Origin of the sequence: Bowdeniella nasicola (assembly GCF_001907295.1) — a bacterium.
Taxonomy (GTDB): Bacteria; Actinomycetota; Actinomycetes; order Actinomycetales; family Actinomycetaceae; genus Bowdeniella; species Bowdeniella nasicola.
In genome coordinates, this window is record NZ_MQVR01000049.1 from 1 (window position 1) to 20272 (window position 20272).

Below are 20272 nucleotides of genomic sequence, written 5' to 3' on the forward strand. Positions count from 1 at the left end.
GTGAGTTGTGGAAGATGAACTCGAGGATCACGCGGTGACCGCCCTGCTGTCCAGCACGACCACCCCGCTACACCACTATGAGGGACTCAACTCTGGTCGGCTTCCTTCTCACGGATCGAGGACGTGATGGAGACCTTCTTGCCCTCGTGCTTGCCGTAGGCTTCAAATTCGGAGCAGTCGCCGCCCTTGTCGTCGCCGCCGCCACCGCCGCCGCTACCGCCGCCGAGGTCGTTGGCACCGCCGCAAGCAGCGAGCGTGAGGGCAAGTGCAGCAGCCCCCGCCATCGTGGCTGCGCCACGACGAGATGTGAACGTACGCATGTAGGTTCCCTTCTAACTTTTTCACCCGCGGGCTGCGAGTGTGGCCACACCTCTATGCAAGCGCTTTCAGTCAAAGATTTCAGCGGTTTAGGGCGCTAGGGTATTACGTTTTGGCAACAATTGATCGCCGCCCGGCTCGATGTGGCCGATGTTACGAAAAAACTGGCTTCGGGAGTCGATAATCTCGGCCCCGTGACCCATGCGGACAGGCCGAGATAGCCGTGGGTGAAGGGCACCGCGAGCGCCGCGAACAGGACGATGCCAGGGACGAAGAAGGCGAAGCCGGAGCCCCGGTCGAGCAGCAGGAGGCAGGCGCCCGGGACGATCGAAACGCGGGCGAGACGCTGAGCGGCCGTCCCGAGGGTGATCTCGCCATCGCGGCGCCAGATGGGGGCGAGCCAAACGGCCATCTGGCCGATGGAGGCGCCCGAGCCGCGGGCGGCGGGCCACCAAAAGACGAGCAGGCTCGCGATGACGAACTCGACGACCATGCTCGTGCGCGGCGGGCCACCGAGGGCACTCGCAAACATCACGATATTGGCGTGCAGGACGTCGTCGATATCGGCGACGCGGAACGTGCACGGGTAGATCCCCCACAGGCCCGTGTACTGCGAAGCCTCGACGAGGAGGCTGGTCGCCGCGCCGAGGGCGATGCTGGTGGCGGCGGAGCGGTGGAAATAGCGGCGCGCGATGGCGCCAAAGGGCACGAAGAGCGCGACGTTGAAGACGACCTAGAGGACGGGGAAGCTCGTGAGCCGCTGGCGCAGCGGGAGGCCCGCGGTCTCCCGGGCGATGTCGCCAAGGAAGGCGAACGGCGTGAGGTTGGCACCGACGGCGTGCGCATCGCACCAGGCCTGGCTGCGTTCAGGTCCGGAGAGGCGAGCAGGTAGGCGTGCCGCGCGGGTTCGGACAGCACGACGGTGCCGGGCTCGACGGTCGCGAGCTGGATGAGGCTTTGACCATCGAGGCCGCCGAGCGCAATGAACGATCCCGTCGCGGAGATCTGGACGACGTCGACGGGCTTATCGCGGTTGAGCAGCAGCGCGAGGTAGGTCTCCTCGCCGTCCGCGATATCGTCCTCGCCGAGCGTGGCACCGCTCCCCCAGCGCTCGCCGGAGACGACGGCATAGCGCAGCGGCGGCCCGAACGTGACGGCGCCCGGATCGACGTTCTTGAGGCGCCCGCTCGCGCTCGGCGAGGGTGTCGAGCGGAGGAGCTCCGAGACATGCTCGGTGACCTCGCCGCCGGGCTCAACCGAGGCGCGCACGGCGCTCGGGACCTGGCCGAGCGGGGCCGGATCCCGCGTCGTGACCGGACTCGCCGCGGCAGCGGCAGCCATCGCATACGGCAGGATCATGCCGATCGCAAGCAGGGCCGCGACCGCCAGCACAAAAATCTTTTTCACGTTCGAGTTCATCGAGACCGCTACGTCGTCGTGCGCTCTAGGAGGGAGGTGGGGAAAACAATATTATCCGGCACGGGGGCGCCGGTGAGGAGATCGAGCGCAAGCGTGACAGCCGCCTCACCCTGCTGGGTCGGGTCCTGACTGAGGGTGGTGAGGCCCAGGGCGTCGGCGAGCTCCGAGCCGTCGATCCCCATGATGGCGACGTCGTCGGGGACGGCGAGACCGAGGTCGGCGGCGCCCGCGAGTGCGCCCGCGGCCTGGATATCGGAAAAGCCGAGGATCGCCGTCGTATCGGGGCGCGTGCGCAGCACGTCGCGCGTGGCCTTGCGGGCGGCATCGCGCGTGTAATCGCAGTGCGCGACGAGCTCGTAATCGGGCGCGATCCCGGCGGCGGCGAGGGCGTCGATATAGCCGCGCAGCCGCAGGTGGGGCGGGCCGGATTCGGTGTCGTCGTCGGCGGGACCGGTGATGTGCGCGATCGTGCGATGCCCCCTGGACAACAGGAACTGCGTCGCCTGACGCGCGGAATCGTATTCGTCGATGTGGACCGACGCCTGGCCGGGCACGGCGGGACCGACGAAGATCACGGGGATCGAGAGGCCGGACAGCTCCGCCTGCTCGCCGGGCAGCAGGGGTAGGCCGACGACGATGACCGCATCGGCGCGGCGGCGCAGTTTCGCGGCCTGGACGGGCGCACGCGTGCCTTCGCGGGCCTCGGTCAGGGTGCCAACGCCGAGCGCGAGCACGGAGGTCGTAAACCCTTCGTTGTGCGCCGCGCGCACGATGGCCTGGCAGACGTTCGCGACGAACCACGTGTTGAGCTGGGAGCAGACGATCGCGATGGTGCGCGTCGCGCCCGTCGCGAGCGAAGCGGCGGCCGGGGAGGCACTGTAACCGAGTTCGGCGGCCGCTCGGCGGACGCGTTCGGCGGTCGCCGGGTTGACGTTGCTGAGTCCTCGCATGGCACGGGAGACCGTCGCGGTCGATACCCCGGCCTTTCGTGCGACGTCGTTAATTGAAGGCTCCACGCCCCCTATTGTTCCAAAGGCCGCGGCCGCGTCAGAATCGCGGAAAGTACGTAGGCGAGGCCGCCGTCATCGATGCTCGCGGTCACGGCATCGGCATGCGCTTTCACGACGTCGGGGGCCTGGCCCATCGCGACGGAGTAGTGCGCCCACGACAGCATCTCGAGGTCGTTCGTGCCGTCGCCGACGGCGACCGTCGCGTTCGGGGCGACCGTGAGGCGGCCGCGCAGCATCTCGAGCGCGGACGCCTTAGAGATGCCCTGCGGCGCAATATCGAGCCACGCGCTCCAGCCAACGTAATAGCCGACGCCGCCCAGGCCCGCCGCAGCGGCGATATCGGCGAGGTCCTGGCGGGACAGGTCGGGCGCGCGCACGGTGACGCGGCTGGCGGCCATCTCGCGCAGCTGCTCGAACGGTACGATCTCGGGGGTGCGGACGAGCTCACCGGAGGGGAACGGCGCGGTCGCATAGTGCTGGCCGCTGCCGTCGTCGACCAAAAACAGGGCGCCGGGCACGCGCTCGCGCAGCTCATCGAGGGCCGCGCGAGGGTCGAACGTGACGACGTCGGTGACCTCGTAGCCGCGGTCGGAATCGTTGAGGTCGATGACGACGGCGCCGTTCGCGCACACCGCGTAGCCTGATGTCATGCCGAGTTGCTCGGCGATCGGCACGACGCCTTCGATGCCGCGTCCGGTCGCGAGCACGACGTGCGCGCCGCGCCGCATCATTGCCCGCACCCCCTTGCGGATGACCGGGTGCATCTCACCGTCGTAGTTGACGATCGTGCCGTCGATGTCGAGCGCCACGAGGAGCTCGCCGGAGGGGGCGAGCGTCGTCGGGACCGCGAGCTGCGGTCGGTCGGTGAGAGACGACGTCATATGCCGGGCTTCCGAACTAACTGATGGGCTCGATTACCTCGAGGCCGCCCAGGTAGGGTCGCAGACCCTGCGGCACGACGACGGAGCCGTCGGCCTGCTGCTGGTTTTCGAGGATCGCGACGAGCCAGCGGGTCGTTGCGAGCGTGCCGTTGAGCGTCGCCGCCGGCACAATCCCGTTGCCACGCCGTTCACGGATCTGCAGGCGGCGCGCCTGGAACGTCGTGCAGTTCGACGTCGAGGTCACTTCCATCCAGCGCTGCTGGCTCGGCAGCCAGGCCTCGCAGTCGAACTTGCGCGCGGCCGAGGAACCGAGGTCGCCCGCCGCGATATCGATGACGCGGTAGGGCAGCTCGACCTTGGCGAGCATTTCCTCTTCGAGCGCGAGCAGGCGCTTGTGCTCGTCGAAGGACTCTTCAAGTGGCGCGTAGGAGAACATTTCCACCTTGTTGAACTGGTGGACGCGGATGATGCCGCGCGTGTCCTTGCCGTAGGAACCGGCCTCGCGTCGGTAGCACGTCGACCAGCCGGCATAGCGGATCGGGCCGTCCGACAGGTCGAGGATTTCGTTCTTGTGGTAGCCCGCGAGCGCCACCTCGGACGTGCCGGTGAGGTACAGCTCGTCGGCGGGCAGGTGATAGACCTCGGCGGAGTGTTCGCCCAGGAACCCGGTGCCGCCCATGATCTCGGGCGTCACGAGCGTCGGCGTCATCATCGGGGTGAAACCGTGTGCAACGGCGAGGTCCATCGCGCAGTTGAGCATGGCAAGTTCGAGACGCGCTCCCATGCCCGTCATGTAGTAGAACCGCGAGCCGGCGACCTTCACGCCGCGCTTGGTATCGATCCCGCCGATGGCTTCGCCGACGTCGAGGTGGTCCTTGGGGGTAAAACCCTCGGCAGCGAAATCGCGTGGCGCCGGGCCTTTGGTGCGTAGGACGACGAAGTCCTCTTCGCCGCCGGCCGGGGCGCCGTCCTCGATGATGTTGTCGATCTGGTAGACCAGGCGCGTCAGCTCGGCCTCGGTGGCTTCGGCCTCGGCGGCTAGGCGCTTGACTTCCTCGGCCATGGCGCGCGCGTTATCGAGCGCGGCCTGCCGGTCCTCGGGAGCCGCCTGCCCAATCGCCTTGGACAGCGCTTTTTGTTCGGCACGCTTGTCTTCGTGGGCCTGCAAGCTAGCGCGGCGCTTCTCGTCCGCGGCCAGGATCGCATCGACCAGAGACTCATCGGCGCCACGCGCCCGCTGGGATGCGCGTGCGACCTCGGGATTATCACGCAAAGCTCGCAAATCGATCATGGCCCCAAGCCTATCGGATATCGGGCGGGTGCCCAGGCCCCGGCCTACACTCGCACTATGGACACCTGGTCATTGATTGTCGCGCTCCTTGCCTGTCTGCTCGCGGCCGGTGCGCTCGTCGTCGCGGTCGTGGCCTACCGAGCATCGGCCAGCATCTCCCGTTCCGGCACAGACGGTGCCAACGCGGCTGCCCAGGCGGATTCGGCTGCAGCCGCCGAACCGCCCCCGACGGGTCCCCCGGCGATCATCGTCAATCCCGTGAAGCTCAATGACCTCGACGCTTTCAAGGAGCGCTGCACGCAGATCGCTCGCCAGTGCAACCTGCCCGAGCCGCTGTTTTTTGAAACCTCGGAGGACCACCAGGGCCATTCCCAGGCGCGCGAGGCCGTCGCCAAGGGAGCCTCCGTCGTCGTCGCCGCCGGCGGCGATGGCACCGTGAGGCAAGTGGCACGCGGGCTCGCCGGAACGGGCGTCCCGCTCGGCCTCGTTCCCATGGGCACCGGCAACCTGCTGGCCCGCAACCTCGATATCCCCCTCGGCTCCGCCTCCGATCAAATCACCGCGGCGTTCACCGGCCCCACGCGCGCCATGGACGTCGGCTGGCTCAAGGCCGAACCGCTGCGCGACGAGGAAGCCCTCGAGGCCGCCACCGCCAAGCGGTTCGCGAACCTCCTCACCGACGAAGGGGCGGTGCCCGCACCCAAACCCGATCACGAATATCTCTTCCTCGTCATCGCGGGTCTGGGCTTTGACGCCGCGATGGTCGCGGGCGCCGACGATGACCTGAAGGCACGCATCGGCTGGTTCGCCTACTCCGTCGCCGCCATCAAGCACATGACTGGACGACGCATCGATGCGCGCATGTGGATCGGTGGCGCCGAAACCCCCGAACACCAGCGCGCGCGCACGATCATGTTCGCTAACTGTGGGCGCCTTCCCGGCGGTGTCGTCCTGCTGCCCGACGCCCAGCTGGATGACGGCTGGCTCGATATCGCCACCATCGATACGACGGTCGGTCTGCTCGGGTGGGCGGCCGTCGGCGGCAAGATCCTCCTGCAGGGCCTCGGCATTCGCCGCGATCAGCCCGGGCCGCTGCCCGGTTCCATCACCTTCCGGCGCGGCAAATCGGTGCGCGTGAGCACCGCCGAACCCGAGGCCGTCCAGGTCGACGGTGACCTCGTCGGTATCTCCCGCCACATCGAAACCCGCGTCGAACGCGGCGCCCTGCTCGTGCACAGCTAACAACATTCCGCGTCCTTGGATGCCCCTCGAATTCGACGAGGGCACACCCCACGCACCTTCAGTCCCCCACGTGCGATTGCATCGCACCATGTTGACACCCGGAGCAGCCAATGCTATTTTTCCTAAATTCACAGACGGAGACGACAACCATGACTCGCGCTCACCTCACGCCCTGGCCCCTCGCCGCCCGCGACCTGCCAGAACGCGGCCCGCGCCCCGGATTTGCGTTGCCTGCAGCGATGCTGATGACCACGCTCGACGATAGCCACACCATAGTCCCCACGTTCTGGCACGGCGGACTTGCCTGCACCCAGGGCTGGCTGCGCTACGACGGGATTCGTCCGCCCGCCGCGGGATGGCGCGTCCTGCCTGAGGGTAACTGGGAGCTCTCGACCGAACTCGACAACGAGCCCTGGGCCGCCCCGCTCACCAGCACCTATCGTCTCTCCCCCGCCGCTGCCGCCTCCCCCTCCGGCGCCGCCCACGCATCCCCCGCCCGCGGCGAACTTGACGCCTATGCCGCGGCGCTCGCACAAGAACTCGCTCGCCTCACCGAGCCACCCACCTTCCAGACCGACGCCCCCGTCGTCATCGCAGGCCCCCACGACCTCATCTCCGTGCACGTCCCATTCGACGGCACCACCGTGCGCATCCTCGAGCACCCTCCCCTCGAAACCCCCACCGGCTCCGACCGCGCCCGCCGCGCACGCGTCCTGCGCGACGACGCCCCGCTGAGCTGGGAGGGCTGCCTCTATTGGACCGAGGACGACGGAAAAGCGTCACCGCGATACTGGCCCGACGGCACGCATCCCGCGCTTGATGCGCCCGAAACCCGCGGCCCGCTGCTCGATCTTCTTGCCGACGCCCTCTCCGCGTAGCACCGACGCTGACCGGCACGCGCATCTGCCCGAAACTATCGGAGTGCGCGCGCGATGGCGCATAATAGGCACGATATGTCGAACGCGCATGCCCTGGGGGGACTCCGACGCGCCGCCAGGTTCGTGGCGGCTAGCCTTGTGGCACTCCTCGCGCTCGTTGTTGCTCCGCTGCCAAGTCACGCGGCGCCCGCAAGCACGAGTGATGAACCGGTCATCGTCGTGGGCCTCGGCGCGATGCGCTGGCGCGAGGTCAATGCGGCGGCGACACCGCACCTGCTCTCGCTCCTTTCCGAGCCCTCGGCCGCGGCCGGGTCCCTCGTCGTGCGTTCGGTTGCCACCCTCACGTGTCCCGCCGATGGCTGGTTGACCGTCTCGGCAGGCCGCCGCGCGACGGCCGAGCCGCGCGGCACCGCCTGCGCGGGAATCGCCACGCGTCATAGCCCGGCCCGCGCCGCCGACTGGGCGACCTACGTGCAAACCGCCACCGATCAGGACTACGGTGCCATCCCGGGAACGCTCGGCTCGCTCCTGGCCAGCCGCGAGATCTCCACCTCGGCGCTCGGCCCCGGCGCCGTCCTGGCGCTCACGCAAACCGACGGCCTGCTCGCCGATCCCACACTCGCCGACCCTGATCCCCTCACGCCCGAGACGATCTCCGCAGCGCTGCCGGACCTGCTCACGGCGGGCACGCGCGTCATTGCGATCGACGCCGCCTCAAAGATCGACGACATCACGCGCCTCGGCCACGGCGCGGACGCGAGCCCTGCCACCTCCGATAACGACATCACCACCGCGCTCGACGCGAACCTCGGCGCGGCGCTCGCCGCCGCCCGCAGCTACGCCACGACCTCCGGCACCCCCGTGCGGATCGTCGCTGCGGGCCTGCATGATCGCCACACGCGCCCCTACCTGCACGTTTTTGTCACCGCACGCATCACCCCCGATGGCGCCGTGAGCCCCGCGAGCGAGGCGGACGTCCACCTCATCTCCTCGACCTCGACGCGCCAGCCGGGCATCGCCCAGAGCACCGATCTGCTACCTAGCATCGCCTCCTGGCTCGGCGTGCCGACGCCCGCCACCGCCGTCGGCTCCCCCATCAAGGACGCGGCCGCCGAGCTCATCCCGCTCGCCGATTTCCTCGCCGGCCAGGTGGACTACGACGTCCACCTCGACCGCTCGCGCGCCGCCGTGCCGTGGTTCTACCCGGGCTACATCATCCTCGTCCTCGCGCTGTTCGCCGTCAGCGCCCGCGCGCTGCGCGCCCCGCGCGTCAGCCAGCTCGCGCCCCGCCGCCACCGCTTCCTCGCGCTGTGGGCCGGAACCGCGCTCGCGATGCCGCTCGGCGTCTACCTCGTCGACCTGCTGCCCTGGTGGCGCGCCGGTGCCGCCCTCGCCCCCGTCCTCGGGCTTCTCGGCGCCCTCGCGTTCGCGATCGGACTGTCGGCGCTCGCGCTCGCTGTCACGTCACGCGCCGCACGCGGCCTGGCCGGAGGTCGGGGCGTCCTGATCCGCGCCGTCGCCGCCCCTGCCCTGCTCGCTACCACCCTGTGGCTCACGCTCATCCTCGACGCCCTGGCGGGCGCACCCCTGCAACGCACCGCCATCATGGGATCGTTTGCGACCGTCGGCGGCCGGTTCTACGGCATGAACAACACCTCGTTCGTGCTGCTCGCCGTCACCTCATTCATCGTCGCGGCGAGCCTCGCGGCCGTCCTCGCTCGCTTCACCGCCCCCACCGAGTCCCGCCGGCGCCAGCGTGCCGCGGCCGCCTTCGTAGCCATCGGACTCGTGACCGTCGTCATCGACGGCACCCCCTCCATCGGCGCCGATTTCGGCGGCCCGCCGGCCCTCATCCCCGGCTTCGCGATCGCCACGCTCGTTGCGCTCGGCGTTGCCCTCTCCCTGCGGCGCATCCTGGCCATCCTTGCCGCGACGGTCGCCGCCGCGTTCGCGATCTCCTATCTCGATTACCTCCGGCCGCCGGCCCAGCGCAGCCACCTCGGGCGGTTCATGCAATCCGTCTTCGACGGTGAGCTGATCCAGGTGGTGGGTCGCAAGGCGAGCGCCAACCTGCACATCCTGACGAACTCCTACTTCACGATCCTGCTCGCTGCGGCCCTGCTCATCCTCACGGCCTTCCTCCTCGGGGCCCGCACCCGACGCCGCAACGCGCCCAACCTTCCTGCCGCCGAGGCGCCCTACGGTTGGCTGTTGGCAGGGCCGGATGCCCCGGCGGCGCGCCTCACCTACCTGCGCCCAGCGGCCCTCGGGATTGCGGTCACGCTCCTGATCGCCTTTGCTGTCAACGACTCCGGCGTCGTCATTCCCGCGATTGGCCTCGGCCTCGCCGTGCCGACCTTCATCATGATCGCCCACACGTGGCAGGCAGAACGCGTGCCTAGTTCGGCAGCGACGCACCCCGAAGGTTAAGCCGGTACGGCTCCCCGGGCCGCTGCAGCGCGGCCGCCTGGGCGATAATCTCGCTCGGAATCGTGCGCGAACGAATCCGCCGCTGCGTCACCGCGAGCATGACATCCCGGTACTGCGCCGCGCGATGCAACTGCCCGGCGATGTCATTGCTGGTCGCGCGATGCGTGAGATCGCACGGCACCTCCATGACCGTCATCCCGGCGCGCAGCACGTCGATCGTCATCCCGGTCTCCACGCCCCACCCGCGCGAGAGCGGCGTCGCCACCTCATACGCTTCCCGGGTAATGCAGCGCTGGCCGGACAGCGGCTGCGTCGGCTGCCAGCCCGTAAACTTCTCGATCGCCTTGCGTGCGGCCCCGACGACGATGCCGCGCCCGGCGGCGCCCTGCTGCGGCGGCAACGCCGCGATCGTCAGCTGGGCGACGTCCTCGAGCACCGGCGTCACGAGGTTCGTACATTCGACGGCGCTCTCGCCGAGATCCGCGTCGAGGAAGAGCAGGTGCCGCGGTGGCCGATTGTCGATATCACGCATCGCGACGACGGCGGCGCCCGTCTCCATGGCCGACGCCTTGCCGCGGTTCACGGCATGGCGCACGACGGCCGCGCCCGCATTGCGGGCGACGTGTTGGGTGCCGTCCTCGGACCCGTCATCAACGACGATGACGAGGTCGACGCGTTGGATCGCCCGCGCAGCGCGGATCGTCGTCGCAATACTCGCCGCTTCGTTCTTCGCAGGAATCACCACAGCGACGCGACGCGTGGGATCAGGACTCACGCATCTAGCCTACCGGGGTGTGGCCGATGACGCATGATCCGCACCGTGGGATGATGATGTCAACGATCATCGCGCGCTCGGCCCACCGAAGGAGAACGCCATGGCTACGACGCCGACCCCGTCTTCCCCGTCCGTCGCCCACATCGGCGACCGCCATACCCGCATCGAATCCCCGCTCGGCGAGATCACGCTCGTCGCGCGCGACTACCGCCTCTCCGGCCTCTACTTTCCCGACCAGGTGCGCCGGCCTGCCGACGAGGTTTTCGGCGAACAGGTCGACGTCGCGACGGACCCATTCCTGTCCGAGGTCGCCGAGCAGCTTGCGCGCTATTTCGACGGCTCCCGCGAGGCCTTCGATGTGCCGTTGTACCTGCGCGGCACCCCGTTCCGCACCCGCATTTGGGAGCTACTGCAGCACATCCCCTATGGCGCCCGACGCACCTACGCCCAGCTCGCGGCCCTCGCGGGTTCGCCCGGCGCGGCGCAGTCGATCGGGCAGGCCGTCGGCGCGAACCCGATCTCGATCATCGTGCCCTGCCACCGCGTCATCGGGGCCGACGGCTCGCTGACGGGCTATGCGGGCGGAATGTGGCGCAAACAGTTTCTGCTCGATCTCGAAGACGGGGTCGACGGGGCCGCGGCGCGCCTCTTATAGCCGACAAAAACCCGCCGACCACTTCACGCGTGGCCGGCGGGTTTTCGACGCAAAGACGAGCTAGAGCGCCTTGTTGCAGTACTCGACTGCCTTATCGAGGGCGTCCTTCGCGGAAATCTCGCCCTTCATCGCCAGCGCGATCTGCTGACCGACATACTGCTTCATGTCGTTCGTGTACTGCACAGCGATGAGGTCCTCGGCGCGATCCATCTGGTCGGCGGCCATCTTGACGGACTCCACGAGCGCGGGGTTCTTGATATCGGCCGTGAACGACTCCGGGTTCTCGTTCGCTTCCTTCGTGCCGGGCATGAAGCCCTGCGCGAGCTTCACGAACTCGACCTGGTTCGCGTTGTTCGTCACGAACTCAGCGAACGCGAGCGCCGTCGCCATGTTCTTCGACTGCTTCGCGACGGACACGCCCTGGACGAACAGCGGCGGCGTATCCCACTTCGGCGTCGCCGCGAGAAGCGGCAGCAGCGTCGGCGCATCGTTTTCGATCTGCGTGACGAACGACGTCGTCGCGGTCGTGTGCGCGGTCTTGCCGCTCGGGAACATGAGCGAGTTGGACTGGTAGTCGTCGTTCAGCGACTCCGGCGGGACGAGCCCGTCGGCATATGCCTTCGCGTAGCGGTTAACGACCTCGGCGGCCTTGTCAGTGTTGAAGACGAACTTGCCGTCCTGGTAGATCTCGACGCCGTTCTTCGCGAGCGTCGTGACGTCGGGCATCGAGGAGATGAGCGGAGCGGCCGTGCCGTTGACCTCCTTGACCTTCTTCGCGGCTTCGAACCACTCGTCTTCCGACTTCGGCAGCGTCTCCTTGGTGTAGCCGGCCTTTTCCATCACCTGCATGTTCCACCAGTTGAGGTCGGTGCCGAGGTACCACGGGTAGGCGTACGTGCCGGGCGCGCCCTCTTTATCGAACGTGTAGGAGCCGAGGCCGCCATCGACGTAGGCGCCGAGCGTGTCGGGCGCCGAGGCCTTCAGGTCGACGAGCTTGTCGAGCTTGGCGAGCTGGTAGGCGAAATCGTCGGGTAGGTTGACGACGTCGGGCAGCTCGCCGGAGTCGGCCTGCTGCAAGATCTTCGCCTCGTAGCCGTCGCCCGGCTGGTCGATCCAGTTGATCTTGACGCCTTCGTGCTGCTTTTCGAAGTCGGCGATGACCTTTTCGAAGTACGGCGTGAATTTGTCGTTCTTCAGGCTCCACGTCTGGAACGTGATCTCGCCGGTGATCTTGCCGTCGGTGGCGACCGGGTTCTGCTCGGTGCCGCCGCCGGCGCCGCCGCCGGTGCAGCCGGCGACGGCGAGCAGGCAGCTCGCGGCTAGCGCGGTCAGAGTTTTTCGCATGGGGTAGTTCTCCTTGGTTGAGCTGTGAATGGGGTGAGGTATTGCGGTGCCAATTAGCCCTTAACGCCGCCTTCTTCCACGCCTTTGAAGAAGTGCTTTTGCATGGTGGCGAACAGCAGGATGATCGGGACGAGCGCGATCACGGTACCGGCCGCGACGATGCGCGGGTTGGAGGCACCGAGCGCCGAGGACTGCAAATACTGCATGCCGACGGTCAGCGTGTATTTTTCCGGATCGGATAGCACGACGAGGGGCCACAGGAAGTCGTCCCACGCGCCGATGAAGGCGAAGAGGCCGACGACGGAGACCATGCCGCGCACGTTCGGCCACACGATGTGCCGGATGCGTTGCAGGGTCGAGGCGCCGTCCATCGTCGCGGCGTCGAGCACGTCGCGCGGGATCGCGCGGCAGGCCGTCGCCATGAGCAGGACGTTGATCGCGCCGATCGCGCCGGGCAGGAACACGCCGACGAGCGTGTTCGCCGCGCCGAGCGACTTCACCGTCAGGTACTGGCTGGTCAGCGTGACTTCGCCGGGCAGCAGCAGCGTTGACAGGAACAGCGCGAAGATCGTCTTTTTGAACCGGAAGTTCATCGTGCCGAGCGCATAGCCCGCGAGCGTCGCGAAGATCGTGTTTGTGATGACGGTAGCGATGCCGACGACGAGCGAGTGGTATGCGTAGCGCAGCACGGGGATCGTGTTGAGCACGGCCTCATAGTTCGCGAGCGTCGGCTCCTCGGGGATCAGCCGCGGCGGGAAGGAGTAGATGTCTTCCGTCGGGCTTTTCAACGACGTCGACAGCTGCCAGACGAACGGGAAGACCGCGAAGATCAGGAGCAGGATCAGCAGCCCGTAGCGGCCAAAGAACCCGGCCAAGGTCGGCTTGTCGACCTGGCCGCCGCCCTTGGTACGCCACGGACGATCCTGGCGCATCTCCGTACGCTTGGTGGTGGTTGTCGCACTCATCGAGCGCCGCCCCCCTTCTCGGCGAGCATCGCGTTTTGGGCGGTCACCGCCAGTTCGGCGTCACCCATATCGCCGTCGCCGCCGCGCTTTTTCGCCTTGGCGGCGCGTTTGGCGGCCTTGGTCCGTTCCTTATGCTTCTTCGCGGCCGGGTCGCGCTCCTGGTTGAGGTAGCCGACGACGGCGAGCGGGCCGAGCGTGAGGAAGAACAGCACAACGGAGATCGCCGACGCATAACCGAGGCGGCCGTTGATACCGGAGCCGACCTGCTGGACGAGCATGACGATCGACATCGACTGCCCGCCAGGTCCGCCCGAGCCGTTGGATAGCACGTAGATTTCGGTAAAGATACGCATCGCCGACACCGAGATGAGCGCCGCGATGAGGAACATCGCGCCGCGCACGCCCGGCACGGTGATGGACCAGAACCGGCGCCACGCATTCGCGCCGTCGACGGCCGCCGCCTCGTGCAGCTCCTTGGACACGTTGCCGAGGGCCGCGAGGTAGATGACCATGTAGTAGCCGATGCCCTTCCACACCGTGAGCGAGATCGCGGTGAAGATGAGCAGCCAGCGGTCGACGAGGAAGTTGACGGGCCGGTCTGTCAGCCCCAGCATCTGGATCGCTTCGTTGATCACGCCCCGCGAATCAAACAGCCACGACCAGATGATGCCGACCACCACGACGGAGGCGATGACCGGGAAGTAGTACGTCGTCCGGAAGAATCCGATGCCCGGCACCTTCTTCTCGACGACGAGCGCGACGAGGAGCGGGAGCAGGGTGAGCAGCGGAACGCAGACGACGACGTAGACGAGGCAGGTCACGAGCGCGTAGATGAAGCGATCGTCGCTGAACAGGTCGATAAAGTTCTGGAATCCCACCGGGTTTGCCGGCCGCAGTGGCCGGGCGTCGGTGAACGCCAGGACGACCGTATTAAGGAACGGCCATAAGGCGAAAACCAACACCCAGACCACTGCCGGGGCGACCAGCAAATAGGGGGTGAACCACTTGTGTGCCCTCATGATTGCCTCAGCTGGCTACAGGGCCTTGTTGCAGTAGTCGACGGCCTTATCGAGCGCATCCTTGGAGGAGATATCGCCCTTGATCGCGAGCGCGATCTGCTGGCCGAGGTACTGCTTCATGTCGTCGCTGAACTGGATCGCGGTGGTGCCACGCGCCTCGCCCATCTGGGCGGCGGCGAGGTCAACGGCGTTGGCCATCGTCTTATCGTCGATCGCGCCGGTGAAGGACTCGGGGTTGGCGTTCGCTTCCTTCGTGCCGGGCATGAAGCCCTGGGCGAGTTTCACGAACTCGACCTGGTTGGCGTTGTTCGTGACGTACTGCGCGAAGGCGAGCGCCGTCGCCGGGTTCTTCGAATCCTTCGACACCGAGATGCCCTGGACGAACAGCGGCGGGGTGACAAAGCGCTTGGTCGCGTGCAGATCGCCGACGAGGTTCGGCGCGTCGTTGGTGACCTGGGAGACGAACGACGGGGTGGCGGTCGTGTAGCCGACCTTGTTCTGGGTGAACATGTTGGCGTTACCGGCATAGTCGTTGTTCAGCGCCTCGGCCGGCATCGCGCCCGCGGCGTAGAGCTCCTTGTACTTGTCGATGAGCTCGGCGGCCTTATCGGTGTTGAACGTGAATTTCTTACCGTCCCAGATCTCGACGCCCGCATTCTCGATCGCCGACAGGTCGGGCATCGAGGAGATCAGCGGGGTGGCGCCACCGGTCGACTCGGCGACCTTCTTCGCGGCTTCGAACCACTCGTCGGTGGACTTCGGGAGGTTGTCCTTCGTGTAGCCGGCGGCCTCCATGACCTTCATGTTCCACCAGTTGAGGTCGGTGCCGAGGTACCACGGGTAGCCGAAGGTGCCGGCGATGCCTTCCTTGTCGAAGGAGTAGGCGCCGAGGCCGCCCTCGACGTAGTCCTTGAGCGAATCCGGCGCCGCGGACTTCAGGTCGGTCAGCTTGCCGAGCTTGGCGAGCTGGTAGGCGAAGGTCTCGGGCAGGTTCACGACGTCGGGCAGCTCGTTCGAGTTGGCCTGCTGGAGGATCTTTTCCTCGTAGCCATCGCCTGGCTGGTCGATCCAGTTGATCTTGACGCCTTCGTGTTCCTTTTCGAAATCGGCGACGAGTTTTTCGAAGTACGGCGTGAATTTGTCGTTCTTCAGGCTCCACGTCTGGAACGTGATTTCGCCGGTGATCTTGCCGTCAGTGGCGACCGGGGTCTGCTTGGAGCCGCCGCCTGCGCCGCCGCCGGTGCAGGCGGACAGCAGGAGGGCGATTGCTGCGGCGGACGCCGCAAAGAGTTTCCGCATGAGAGTTCTCCTTTGATCAAAGCGGTTAACTTTTTTATGACATGGGGTGCGCGTCAGGAGGGGGCATGGCCTCCTTCCGGCGCTGGGCAGCGGCGCAGGCGTGCGGGCTGCGGCGAGCGCCAGGCGGCGAGCCACTCGGTGAAGGTCTCGGACGTGGGGCTCGCAAGCGAACGGTTCGTCCCGTCGGGGGCGAGCGGCACGTCGATCGCGGGGCGGGCGAGATAGTCGGCGACGGAGGTGGCCGCGCGCCAGGTCGGCAGCTCACGCGCGGCGGCGGCGAACGCCTCGCCCGTCGGTTTGATGGTCCCGTCCTCGTCGATGAGGCCGAGGCGGTGTTCGAGCGCCGGGAAGTCGGCAAGCTCGCGGGACACGTCGTGCGAACACCACCACGTGATTGCGCTCAGTTGCGGCAGGTCCGCGACGGCGCGGATCGTGTCGGTGACGAAGGCGGGGGCGTCGACGTCATCGATCCACGTGTGCGGGGCGCCGACCTCTTGCAGCCAGATCGGGCGGAGCGGGTCGGGTGACCAGGCGGCGGCGAGCTCGCACAGGTAGCGCGCGAAGGCGGGCAGCGCCGGGTGCAGACGGCCGAAGCGCGGACCGACCTGCATGAAGATCCACGAGTGGACGGTCGTCTGCGCGCCGAGCGTCGTCGCGAGTTCCGGGGTGAAGGGGTGATCGTCGACGAACCACAGATCGTCGTCGAAGCTGTGGTGGTGGGCGCCGTCGGACCAGGCGGTGGCGGCGGCATCGAGCAGCGTGGCGGTCCAGTCGCGGGCCTGGGCGGGCGTGCACTCGTGCTGGAAGGGGTGGCGCGGGGCGGCGAACTGGATGAATTCGTTGCCGAGCGTGACGCCCGTCGTGTTCGGCAGTTCGCGCAGGGCGGTCGCGAGGCGCGTGACGAGGGCGCGCTGGCCGTCGATGACGTCCGGGTCGGTGAACAGGTTGCGGCGGTGCCAACTCGTCACCCACGACGGGAGGAAGTCATAGGAGGACAGGTGGCCCTGCAGGCAGTCGACGCTGACGTTGAGGTTCGCGTCGGCGGCGACCTCGCACATGCGCACGACGTTCGCGATGGCCGCGTCGTCGATGAGGGCGCGGTTGGGCTGCAACAGCGGCCACAGTGGGAAGATGCGGATGTGGTCGCAGCCGAGCGCGGAGATGGCGGCGAAATCGTCGGCGACGGAGGCCCAGTCGGGGTGCACCCACGAGTGGAACCAGTCCTTGCGCGGCGTGTAGTTCACACCGAGGGCGACCGGGGAGGCAGTCGCGTCGTGCTCGTTCACTTCTGGTCCTTTCGGATGCGCAGCGTCGCGACCTGGAACGGGCGCAGCTGGAGCGTCGCGACCGTGCCCGCACCGCTCGCCTCGAGCGCGACGGGCGGCAGGACCGGGTCGTCGGCTGCGGCGGCAGACGCGTCGGCGGCACTCGCATCTTCGAGCAGGTTCGTCGCCGTGACCGTGGCCGGCCAGGGCAGCGCGACGCGCGCGGTGGTGCGGGCGCCGAGCGGCTCGTAGAGGCGGACGATGAGGTCGCCGGAGCGGTCGTAGGCGAGCTTGACGGACTCGACGAGCGCGCCGTCGACGTCGAGCAGCGCGTCGGGGACGCGGGCGCCGGTGACGTGCGTGAGCGGCAGGTTGAGGTCATAGCCGGTGGCGATCGCGTCGGCGAGCGTGGCGCCGGGGCGGATCGCGAACGTGCGCGTGTGGTGGCCGCGGTCGGTTTGCGGGTCCGGGAAGCGCGGCGCGCGCAGGATCGAGGGGCGGATGAGGGTGTACGTGCCGCCGCCGGTGCGGGCGTGGCGCGTGATGTCGAGGCCATAGGACGCGCTGTTCGCGACGGCGATGCCGAAGTCCGGTTCGCCGACGTGCACCCAGCGGTGCGTCGAGACCTCAAAGCGGGCGGCGTCCCACGACGTGTTTTCGTGGATCGCGCGCCGGATGTGGCCGAATTGCGTTTCGAACGCGGCGTCGTGCGCGTGGATATCGACCGGCAGGCAGAGCTTCAAAAACTTTTCCGACTCCGCCCAGTCGATGTCGAGCGTGAGGCGCAGGTCGTCGGCGTGCGGGTCGAGGCGGAAGGTGAGCGTGGCGTGCGAGTCACCGAAGGACAGCTCGACGCGGACCTCGATGTCGGTGACCGACGCGATGCTCGCGCCCTGAAGGCGGCGGCCGGAGGCGCGGTAGAACGGGTCGACGTCCCACGCGTCCCACATGTTCGGGAAGTCCTCGTGCAGCATGAGCGTCGCGAACTGCTCGCCGGGCGGGACAACCTCGCGGCCGGAAGCAAGGTGGGTAAGGGAGGTGATCGCGCCGGTCGCATCGAACGTCGCGCGCACGATGCCGTTATCCAGCACCGCGGCGGCATCGGTCTGCGGGGTCGCCTCCGTAGCCTCGGCAGCCGCGGGCGCGGGTGCGGGTGCGGCCGGGGCGGCCGGGGCGGCCGCGAGCGCCGGAACGCTCGTGCCGTCGGCGCCGGTGCGCGCCAGCGGGCCCGCGTTCAGCACGAGCGGAGTGTCGCCGTCGCCGACGAGCGCGGCGATCGCCGCATCGCGCAGCGCACTGATGCGCTCGGCGAGGACGGCGTGGCGCTCGGTGACCTCGCGGTGCACCCACGCGATCGACGTGCCGGGCAGGATGTCGTGGAACTGGTAGAGCAGGACCTCGCGCCAGATCTCGTCCAGCTCGTCATACGGGTAGTCGAAGTCCTCGCCGGCAAGCGCGGCGTGCGCGCACCACAGTTCGGCCTCGCGCAGCAGGTGTTCGGCGCGGCGGTTGCCGAGCTTCGTGTTGGCCTGCGACGTGAACGTGCCGCGGTGCAGCTCGAGGTAGAGCTCGCCGACCCACACGGGCGGCTCGGCGTAGTCGGCCTCGGCGCGCGCGAAGAACGCGGCAGGCGATTCGTGCACGAGCTGCGACGCCCCTGACACGTCGGCGAACCGGTCGATCCGCTCGAGCATGTCGCGCGTCGGGCCGCCGCCGCCGTCGCCGTAGCCGTAGGGCATGAGCTGGACGTCGCTGCGACCCTTGTCGCGGAAGTTCTTCGCGGCGTGCGCGACCTGCTCGCCGGTGATCTCCGCACCATAGGTGTCAACCGGCGGGAAATGCGTGAAGATGCGGGTGCCGTCGATGCCTTCCCAGCTGAGCGTGTGGTGCGGGAACGTGTTGATTTGGTTCCAGGAAATCTTTTGCGTGAGGAACCAGCGGGCGCCGGCGAGGCGGGCGAGCTGCGGGAGCGCGCCAGAGTAGCCGAAGGAGTCCGGCAGCCACATCTCGGGACACGTGTAGTCGAATTCGTCGCGGAAGAAACGCTGGCCTTCGACGAACTGACGGGCCATCGCCTCGCTGCCGGGCAGGACCGCGTCGGGCTCGATCCACATGCCACCGACGGGAACGATGGACCCCGCGGCGATCGCGTCGCGCACGCGGTCGAAGACGTCGGGGGCGTCGGCCTTCAGCCACGCGAGATGCTGCGCGGCGGGCAGGGCGAACACCATCTCGGAGCCGTCGTCGATGAGGCGTAGGACGTTCGCGAGTGTGCGCACGACCTTGCGGCGGGTCTCGCGGATGGGCCACAGCCAGGCCGAGTCGATGTGGGCGTGGCCGACGGCGGTAATGCGGGCGGCCTCCGGGCGGGCCGGCAGCGACAGCGCGGGGGCGAGGGCGGCGCGGGCGGCGCCGGCAGTCTCGGCGATGAGCGCGAGGTCGAGGGCATCGAGCGCGTCCTGGCAGGCGAGCAGCAACTGCCAGCCGCGAGCGTCGTCGGCGGGCAGGGTGCGGGCGATGCCATGCGCGACCTGCAGGTCGTAGGCGAGGGCCCGGGCGTCGGCGTTGACCGCGACGAGGTCGGCGCGCACGAGGCGGAAGATCGGGTCGGTCTGCGACGTTGCCTTCTCGCCGTCGGCCGTCGGGATGAACGGCGGTAGGCCGAGCAGCAGCGGGTTCGCGGAGGCCTCGAGGTAGATATCGACGCGTTCGGCGCCCGCGGGCACGGGGATCCACTGGTTGCGCGGGTTGATCGCCTTGATGACGGTGCCGTCGGCGGTCATGACGAGCGCTTCGGCCTGGAAGCCCGGCGAGTGGTCGGCCCAGCCGAGGTCGACGACGAGCTCGAGCTGCTCGCCGCGCTCCGCCTCCGGGATGTCGCACGTGAGGTGGAACCACGTCGTCCCCCACGTCGGGCCCCACGCGTCGCCGACCGCAAACGGCTCGTAGGGGGCGGCAAGGCCCGCCTCGCGGCTGATCGGTTCGCCGCGGCCGGCGATGCCTTCCTCGCTCGTCGTGGCGGAGCCGGTGGGGGCGGTGAGGTCGGCGGCCGGAGGAGTGCTTGCAGCAAGGTCGGCGTCGTCGTCCCCGTCGGGGACCTGATAGGCCGAAACGGCAAGGGACGCAATCACGCGGTGGTCGGCGGGAAGGATGCGTTCGCGCAGGGTGCGTTCTACACGGCGATCGAGGATCGGGCGATGATCGTGCATGCCGACTCCTTTGACGTTCTCAAGCAGCAATGCTTTTGAGGGGCACTAACGCAATATAAACTAACACGGTTAAGAGAACCATGTAAAGCGGTTCAGTAAAGTGTGCGACTATAGGGGTACGATGCCCCTCATCCTCGCGTTGAGACCGTCCATCACTCGAAGTGGAGATTGCCATGGCAGGTCAAGTCCCTTGTAGTGGTGTAACGGCGTTTTCCTCTCGTTTGGGGTTTTAGCTTGCTAGTGCGGGCGTGTCGGTATCGGTCATGGTCGTG

At 68.0% G+C, this 20272-nt stretch carries 16 protein-coding genes and 1 pseudogene; 4 read left to right on the forward strand and 13 right to left on the reverse strand.

The annotated features are described in order from the left end of the window. Positions 1-86 precede the first annotated feature (86 nt). The 6 genes and pseudogenes from BSZ39_RS08505 to serS all read right to left on the reverse strand — a co-directional run bounded on the left by BSZ39_RS08505 (position 87) and on the right by serS (position 4919). On the reverse strand, positions 87-320 hold the full coding sequence (locus tag BSZ39_RS08505; RefSeq protein ID WP_143180449.1) for a hypothetical protein: 234 nt from the start codon (positions 318-320) through the stop codon (positions 87-89). A 95-nt stretch (positions 321-415) separates the two neighbouring features. Further along, positions 416-853 carry a hypothetical protein gene (locus BSZ39_RS08510; protein WP_245792471.1) on the reverse strand — a complete coding sequence of 146 codons (438 nt, stop codon included), beginning with the start codon at positions 851-853 and terminating at the stop codon, positions 416-418. A gap of 72 nt (positions 854-925) precedes the next feature. Beyond that, positions 926-1027: pseudogene (locus BSZ39_RS14620) on the reverse strand (VanZ family protein); the annotation flags it as partial. 718 nt (positions 1028-1745) lie between these two features. Next, positions 1746-2753, reverse strand: coding sequence for a LacI family DNA-binding transcriptional regulator (locus BSZ39_RS08515; RefSeq protein WP_073716917.1), 1008 nt, complete (start codon positions 2751-2753; stop codon positions 1746-1748). 5 nt (positions 2754-2758) lie between these two features. After that, on the reverse strand, positions 2759-3628 hold the full coding sequence (locus BSZ39_RS08520) for an HAD family hydrolase (protein ID WP_083603118.1): 870 nt from the start codon (positions 3626-3628) through the stop codon (positions 2759-2761). 16 nt (positions 3629-3644) lie between these two features. After that, positions 3645-4919 carry a serine--tRNA ligase gene (serS, locus tag BSZ39_RS08525; protein ID WP_073716918.1) on the reverse strand — a complete coding sequence of 425 codons (1275 nt, stop codon included), beginning with the start codon at positions 4917-4919 and terminating at the stop codon, positions 3645-3647. A 57-nt stretch (positions 4920-4976) separates the two neighbouring features. Between serS and BSZ39_RS08530 the strand changes: the two genes are divergently transcribed. The 3 genes from BSZ39_RS08530 to BSZ39_RS08540 all read left to right on the forward strand — a co-directional run bounded on the left by BSZ39_RS08530 (position 4977) and on the right by BSZ39_RS08540 (position 9469). Then, complete coding sequence (locus tag BSZ39_RS08530) at positions 4977-6161, forward strand: diacylglycerol/lipid kinase family protein (protein ID WP_073716919.1); 1185 nt, start codon at positions 4977-4979, stop codon at positions 6159-6161. 149 nt (positions 6162-6310) lie between these two features. Then, positions 6311-7039, forward strand: coding sequence for a hypothetical protein (locus tag BSZ39_RS13550; protein ID WP_073716920.1), 729 nt, complete (start codon positions 6311-6313; stop codon positions 7037-7039). Positions 7040-7114: 75 nt separating this feature from the next. Continuing rightward, complete coding sequence (locus tag BSZ39_RS08540) at positions 7115-9469, forward strand: hypothetical protein (protein WP_143180450.1); 2355 nt, start codon at positions 7115-7117, stop codon at positions 9467-9469. On the opposite strand, the gene BSZ39_RS08545 is transcribed toward BSZ39_RS08540, so the two are convergent. Further along, complete coding sequence (locus tag BSZ39_RS08545) at positions 9438-10244, reverse strand: glycosyltransferase family 2 protein (RefSeq protein WP_073716922.1); 807 nt, start codon at positions 10242-10244, stop codon at positions 9438-9440. The two genes, BSZ39_RS08540 and BSZ39_RS08545, sit on opposite strands and share 32 nt — an antisense overlap. Before the next feature lie 100 nt (positions 10245-10344). Here BSZ39_RS08545 and BSZ39_RS14830 point away from each other — a divergent pair, with 100 nt between their 5' ends. Further along, positions 10345-10899 carry a methylated-DNA--[protein]-cysteine S-methyltransferase gene (locus BSZ39_RS14830; protein ID WP_073716923.1) on the forward strand — a complete coding sequence of 185 codons (555 nt, stop codon included), beginning with the start codon at positions 10345-10347 and terminating at the stop codon, positions 10897-10899. 60 nt (positions 10900-10959) lie between these two features. Here BSZ39_RS14830 and BSZ39_RS08555 read toward each other — a convergent pair whose 3' ends face one another. From BSZ39_RS08555 to BSZ39_RS08580, 6 genes are read right to left on the reverse strand one after another with little or no spacing between them, the layout of a single operon-like run. Continuing rightward, entirely contained in the window at positions 10960-12243 is a 1284-nt protein-coding gene (locus BSZ39_RS08555; protein ID WP_073716924.1) for an ABC transporter substrate-binding protein, read from the reverse strand. A gap of 53 nt (positions 12244-12296) precedes the next feature. After that, a complete protein-coding gene (locus tag BSZ39_RS08560; RefSeq protein WP_073716925.1) occupies positions 12297-13208 on the reverse strand; it encodes a carbohydrate ABC transporter permease in 912 nt (303 codons plus the stop codon). Next, entirely contained in the window at positions 13205-14227 is a 1023-nt protein-coding gene (locus tag BSZ39_RS08565; protein WP_083603121.1) for a carbohydrate ABC transporter permease, read from the reverse strand. Before BSZ39_RS08565 ends, BSZ39_RS08560 begins: the two co-directional genes overlap by 4 nt. Before the next feature lie 15 nt (positions 14228-14242). After that, entirely contained in the window at positions 14243-15526 is a 1284-nt protein-coding gene (locus tag BSZ39_RS08570; RefSeq protein ID WP_073716926.1) for an extracellular solute-binding protein, read from the reverse strand. Positions 15527-15579: 53 nt separating this feature from the next. After that, on the reverse strand, positions 15580-16812 hold the full coding sequence (locus BSZ39_RS08575) for a glycoside hydrolase 5 family protein (protein ID WP_073716927.1): 1233 nt from the start codon (positions 16810-16812) through the stop codon (positions 15580-15582). Then, on the reverse strand, positions 16809-20000 hold the full coding sequence (locus BSZ39_RS08580) for an alpha-mannosidase (RefSeq protein ID WP_073716928.1): 3192 nt from the start codon (positions 19998-20000) through the stop codon (positions 16809-16811). The genes BSZ39_RS08575 and BSZ39_RS08580 overlap by 4 nt, the downstream gene beginning before the upstream one ends. Positions 20001-20272 lie beyond the last annotated feature (272 nt).

Coding starts and splice junctions, on each gene's coding strand:
- BSZ39_RS08555 (WP_073716924.1), bottom strand. CDS start 12,243: ATGCGAAAAACTCTGACCGCGCTAGCCGCGAGCTGCCTGCTCGCCGTC.
- BSZ39_RS14830 (WP_073716923.1), top strand. CDS start 10,345: ATGGCTACGACGCCGACCCCGTCTTCCCCGTCCGTCGCCCACATCGGC.
- BSZ39_RS08580 (WP_073716928.1), bottom strand. CDS start 20,000: ATGCACGATCATCGCCCGATCCTCGATCGCCGTGTAGAACGCACCCTG.
- BSZ39_RS08505 (WP_143180449.1), bottom strand. CDS start 320: ATGCGTACGTTCACATCTCGTCGTGGCGCAGCCACGATGGCGGGGGCT.
- serS (WP_073716918.1), bottom strand. CDS start 4,919: ATGATCGATTTGCGAGCTTTGCGTGATAATCCCGAGGTCGCACGCGCA.
- BSZ39_RS08560 (WP_073716925.1), bottom strand. CDS start 13,208: ATGAGTGCGACAACCACCACCAAGCGTACGGAGATGCGCCAGGATCGT.
- BSZ39_RS08540 (WP_143180450.1), top strand. CDS start 7,115: ATGTCGAACGCGCATGCCCTGGGGGGACTCCGACGCGCCGCCAGGTTC.
- BSZ39_RS13550 (WP_073716920.1), top strand. CDS start 6,311: ATGACTCGCGCTCACCTCACGCCCTGGCCCCTCGCCGCCCGCGACCTG.
- BSZ39_RS08520 (WP_083603118.1), bottom strand. CDS start 3,628: ATGACGTCGTCTCTCACCGACCGACCGCAGCTCGCGGTCCCGACGACG.
- BSZ39_RS08530 (WP_073716919.1), top strand. CDS start 4,977: ATGGACACCTGGTCATTGATTGTCGCGCTCCTTGCCTGTCTGCTCGCG.
- BSZ39_RS08570 (WP_073716926.1), bottom strand. CDS start 15,526: ATGCGGAAACTCTTTGCGGCGTCCGCCGCAGCAATCGCCCTCCTGCTG.
- BSZ39_RS08565 (WP_083603121.1), bottom strand. CDS start 14,227: ATGAGGGCACACAAGTGGTTCACCCCCTATTTGCTGGTCGCCCCGGCA.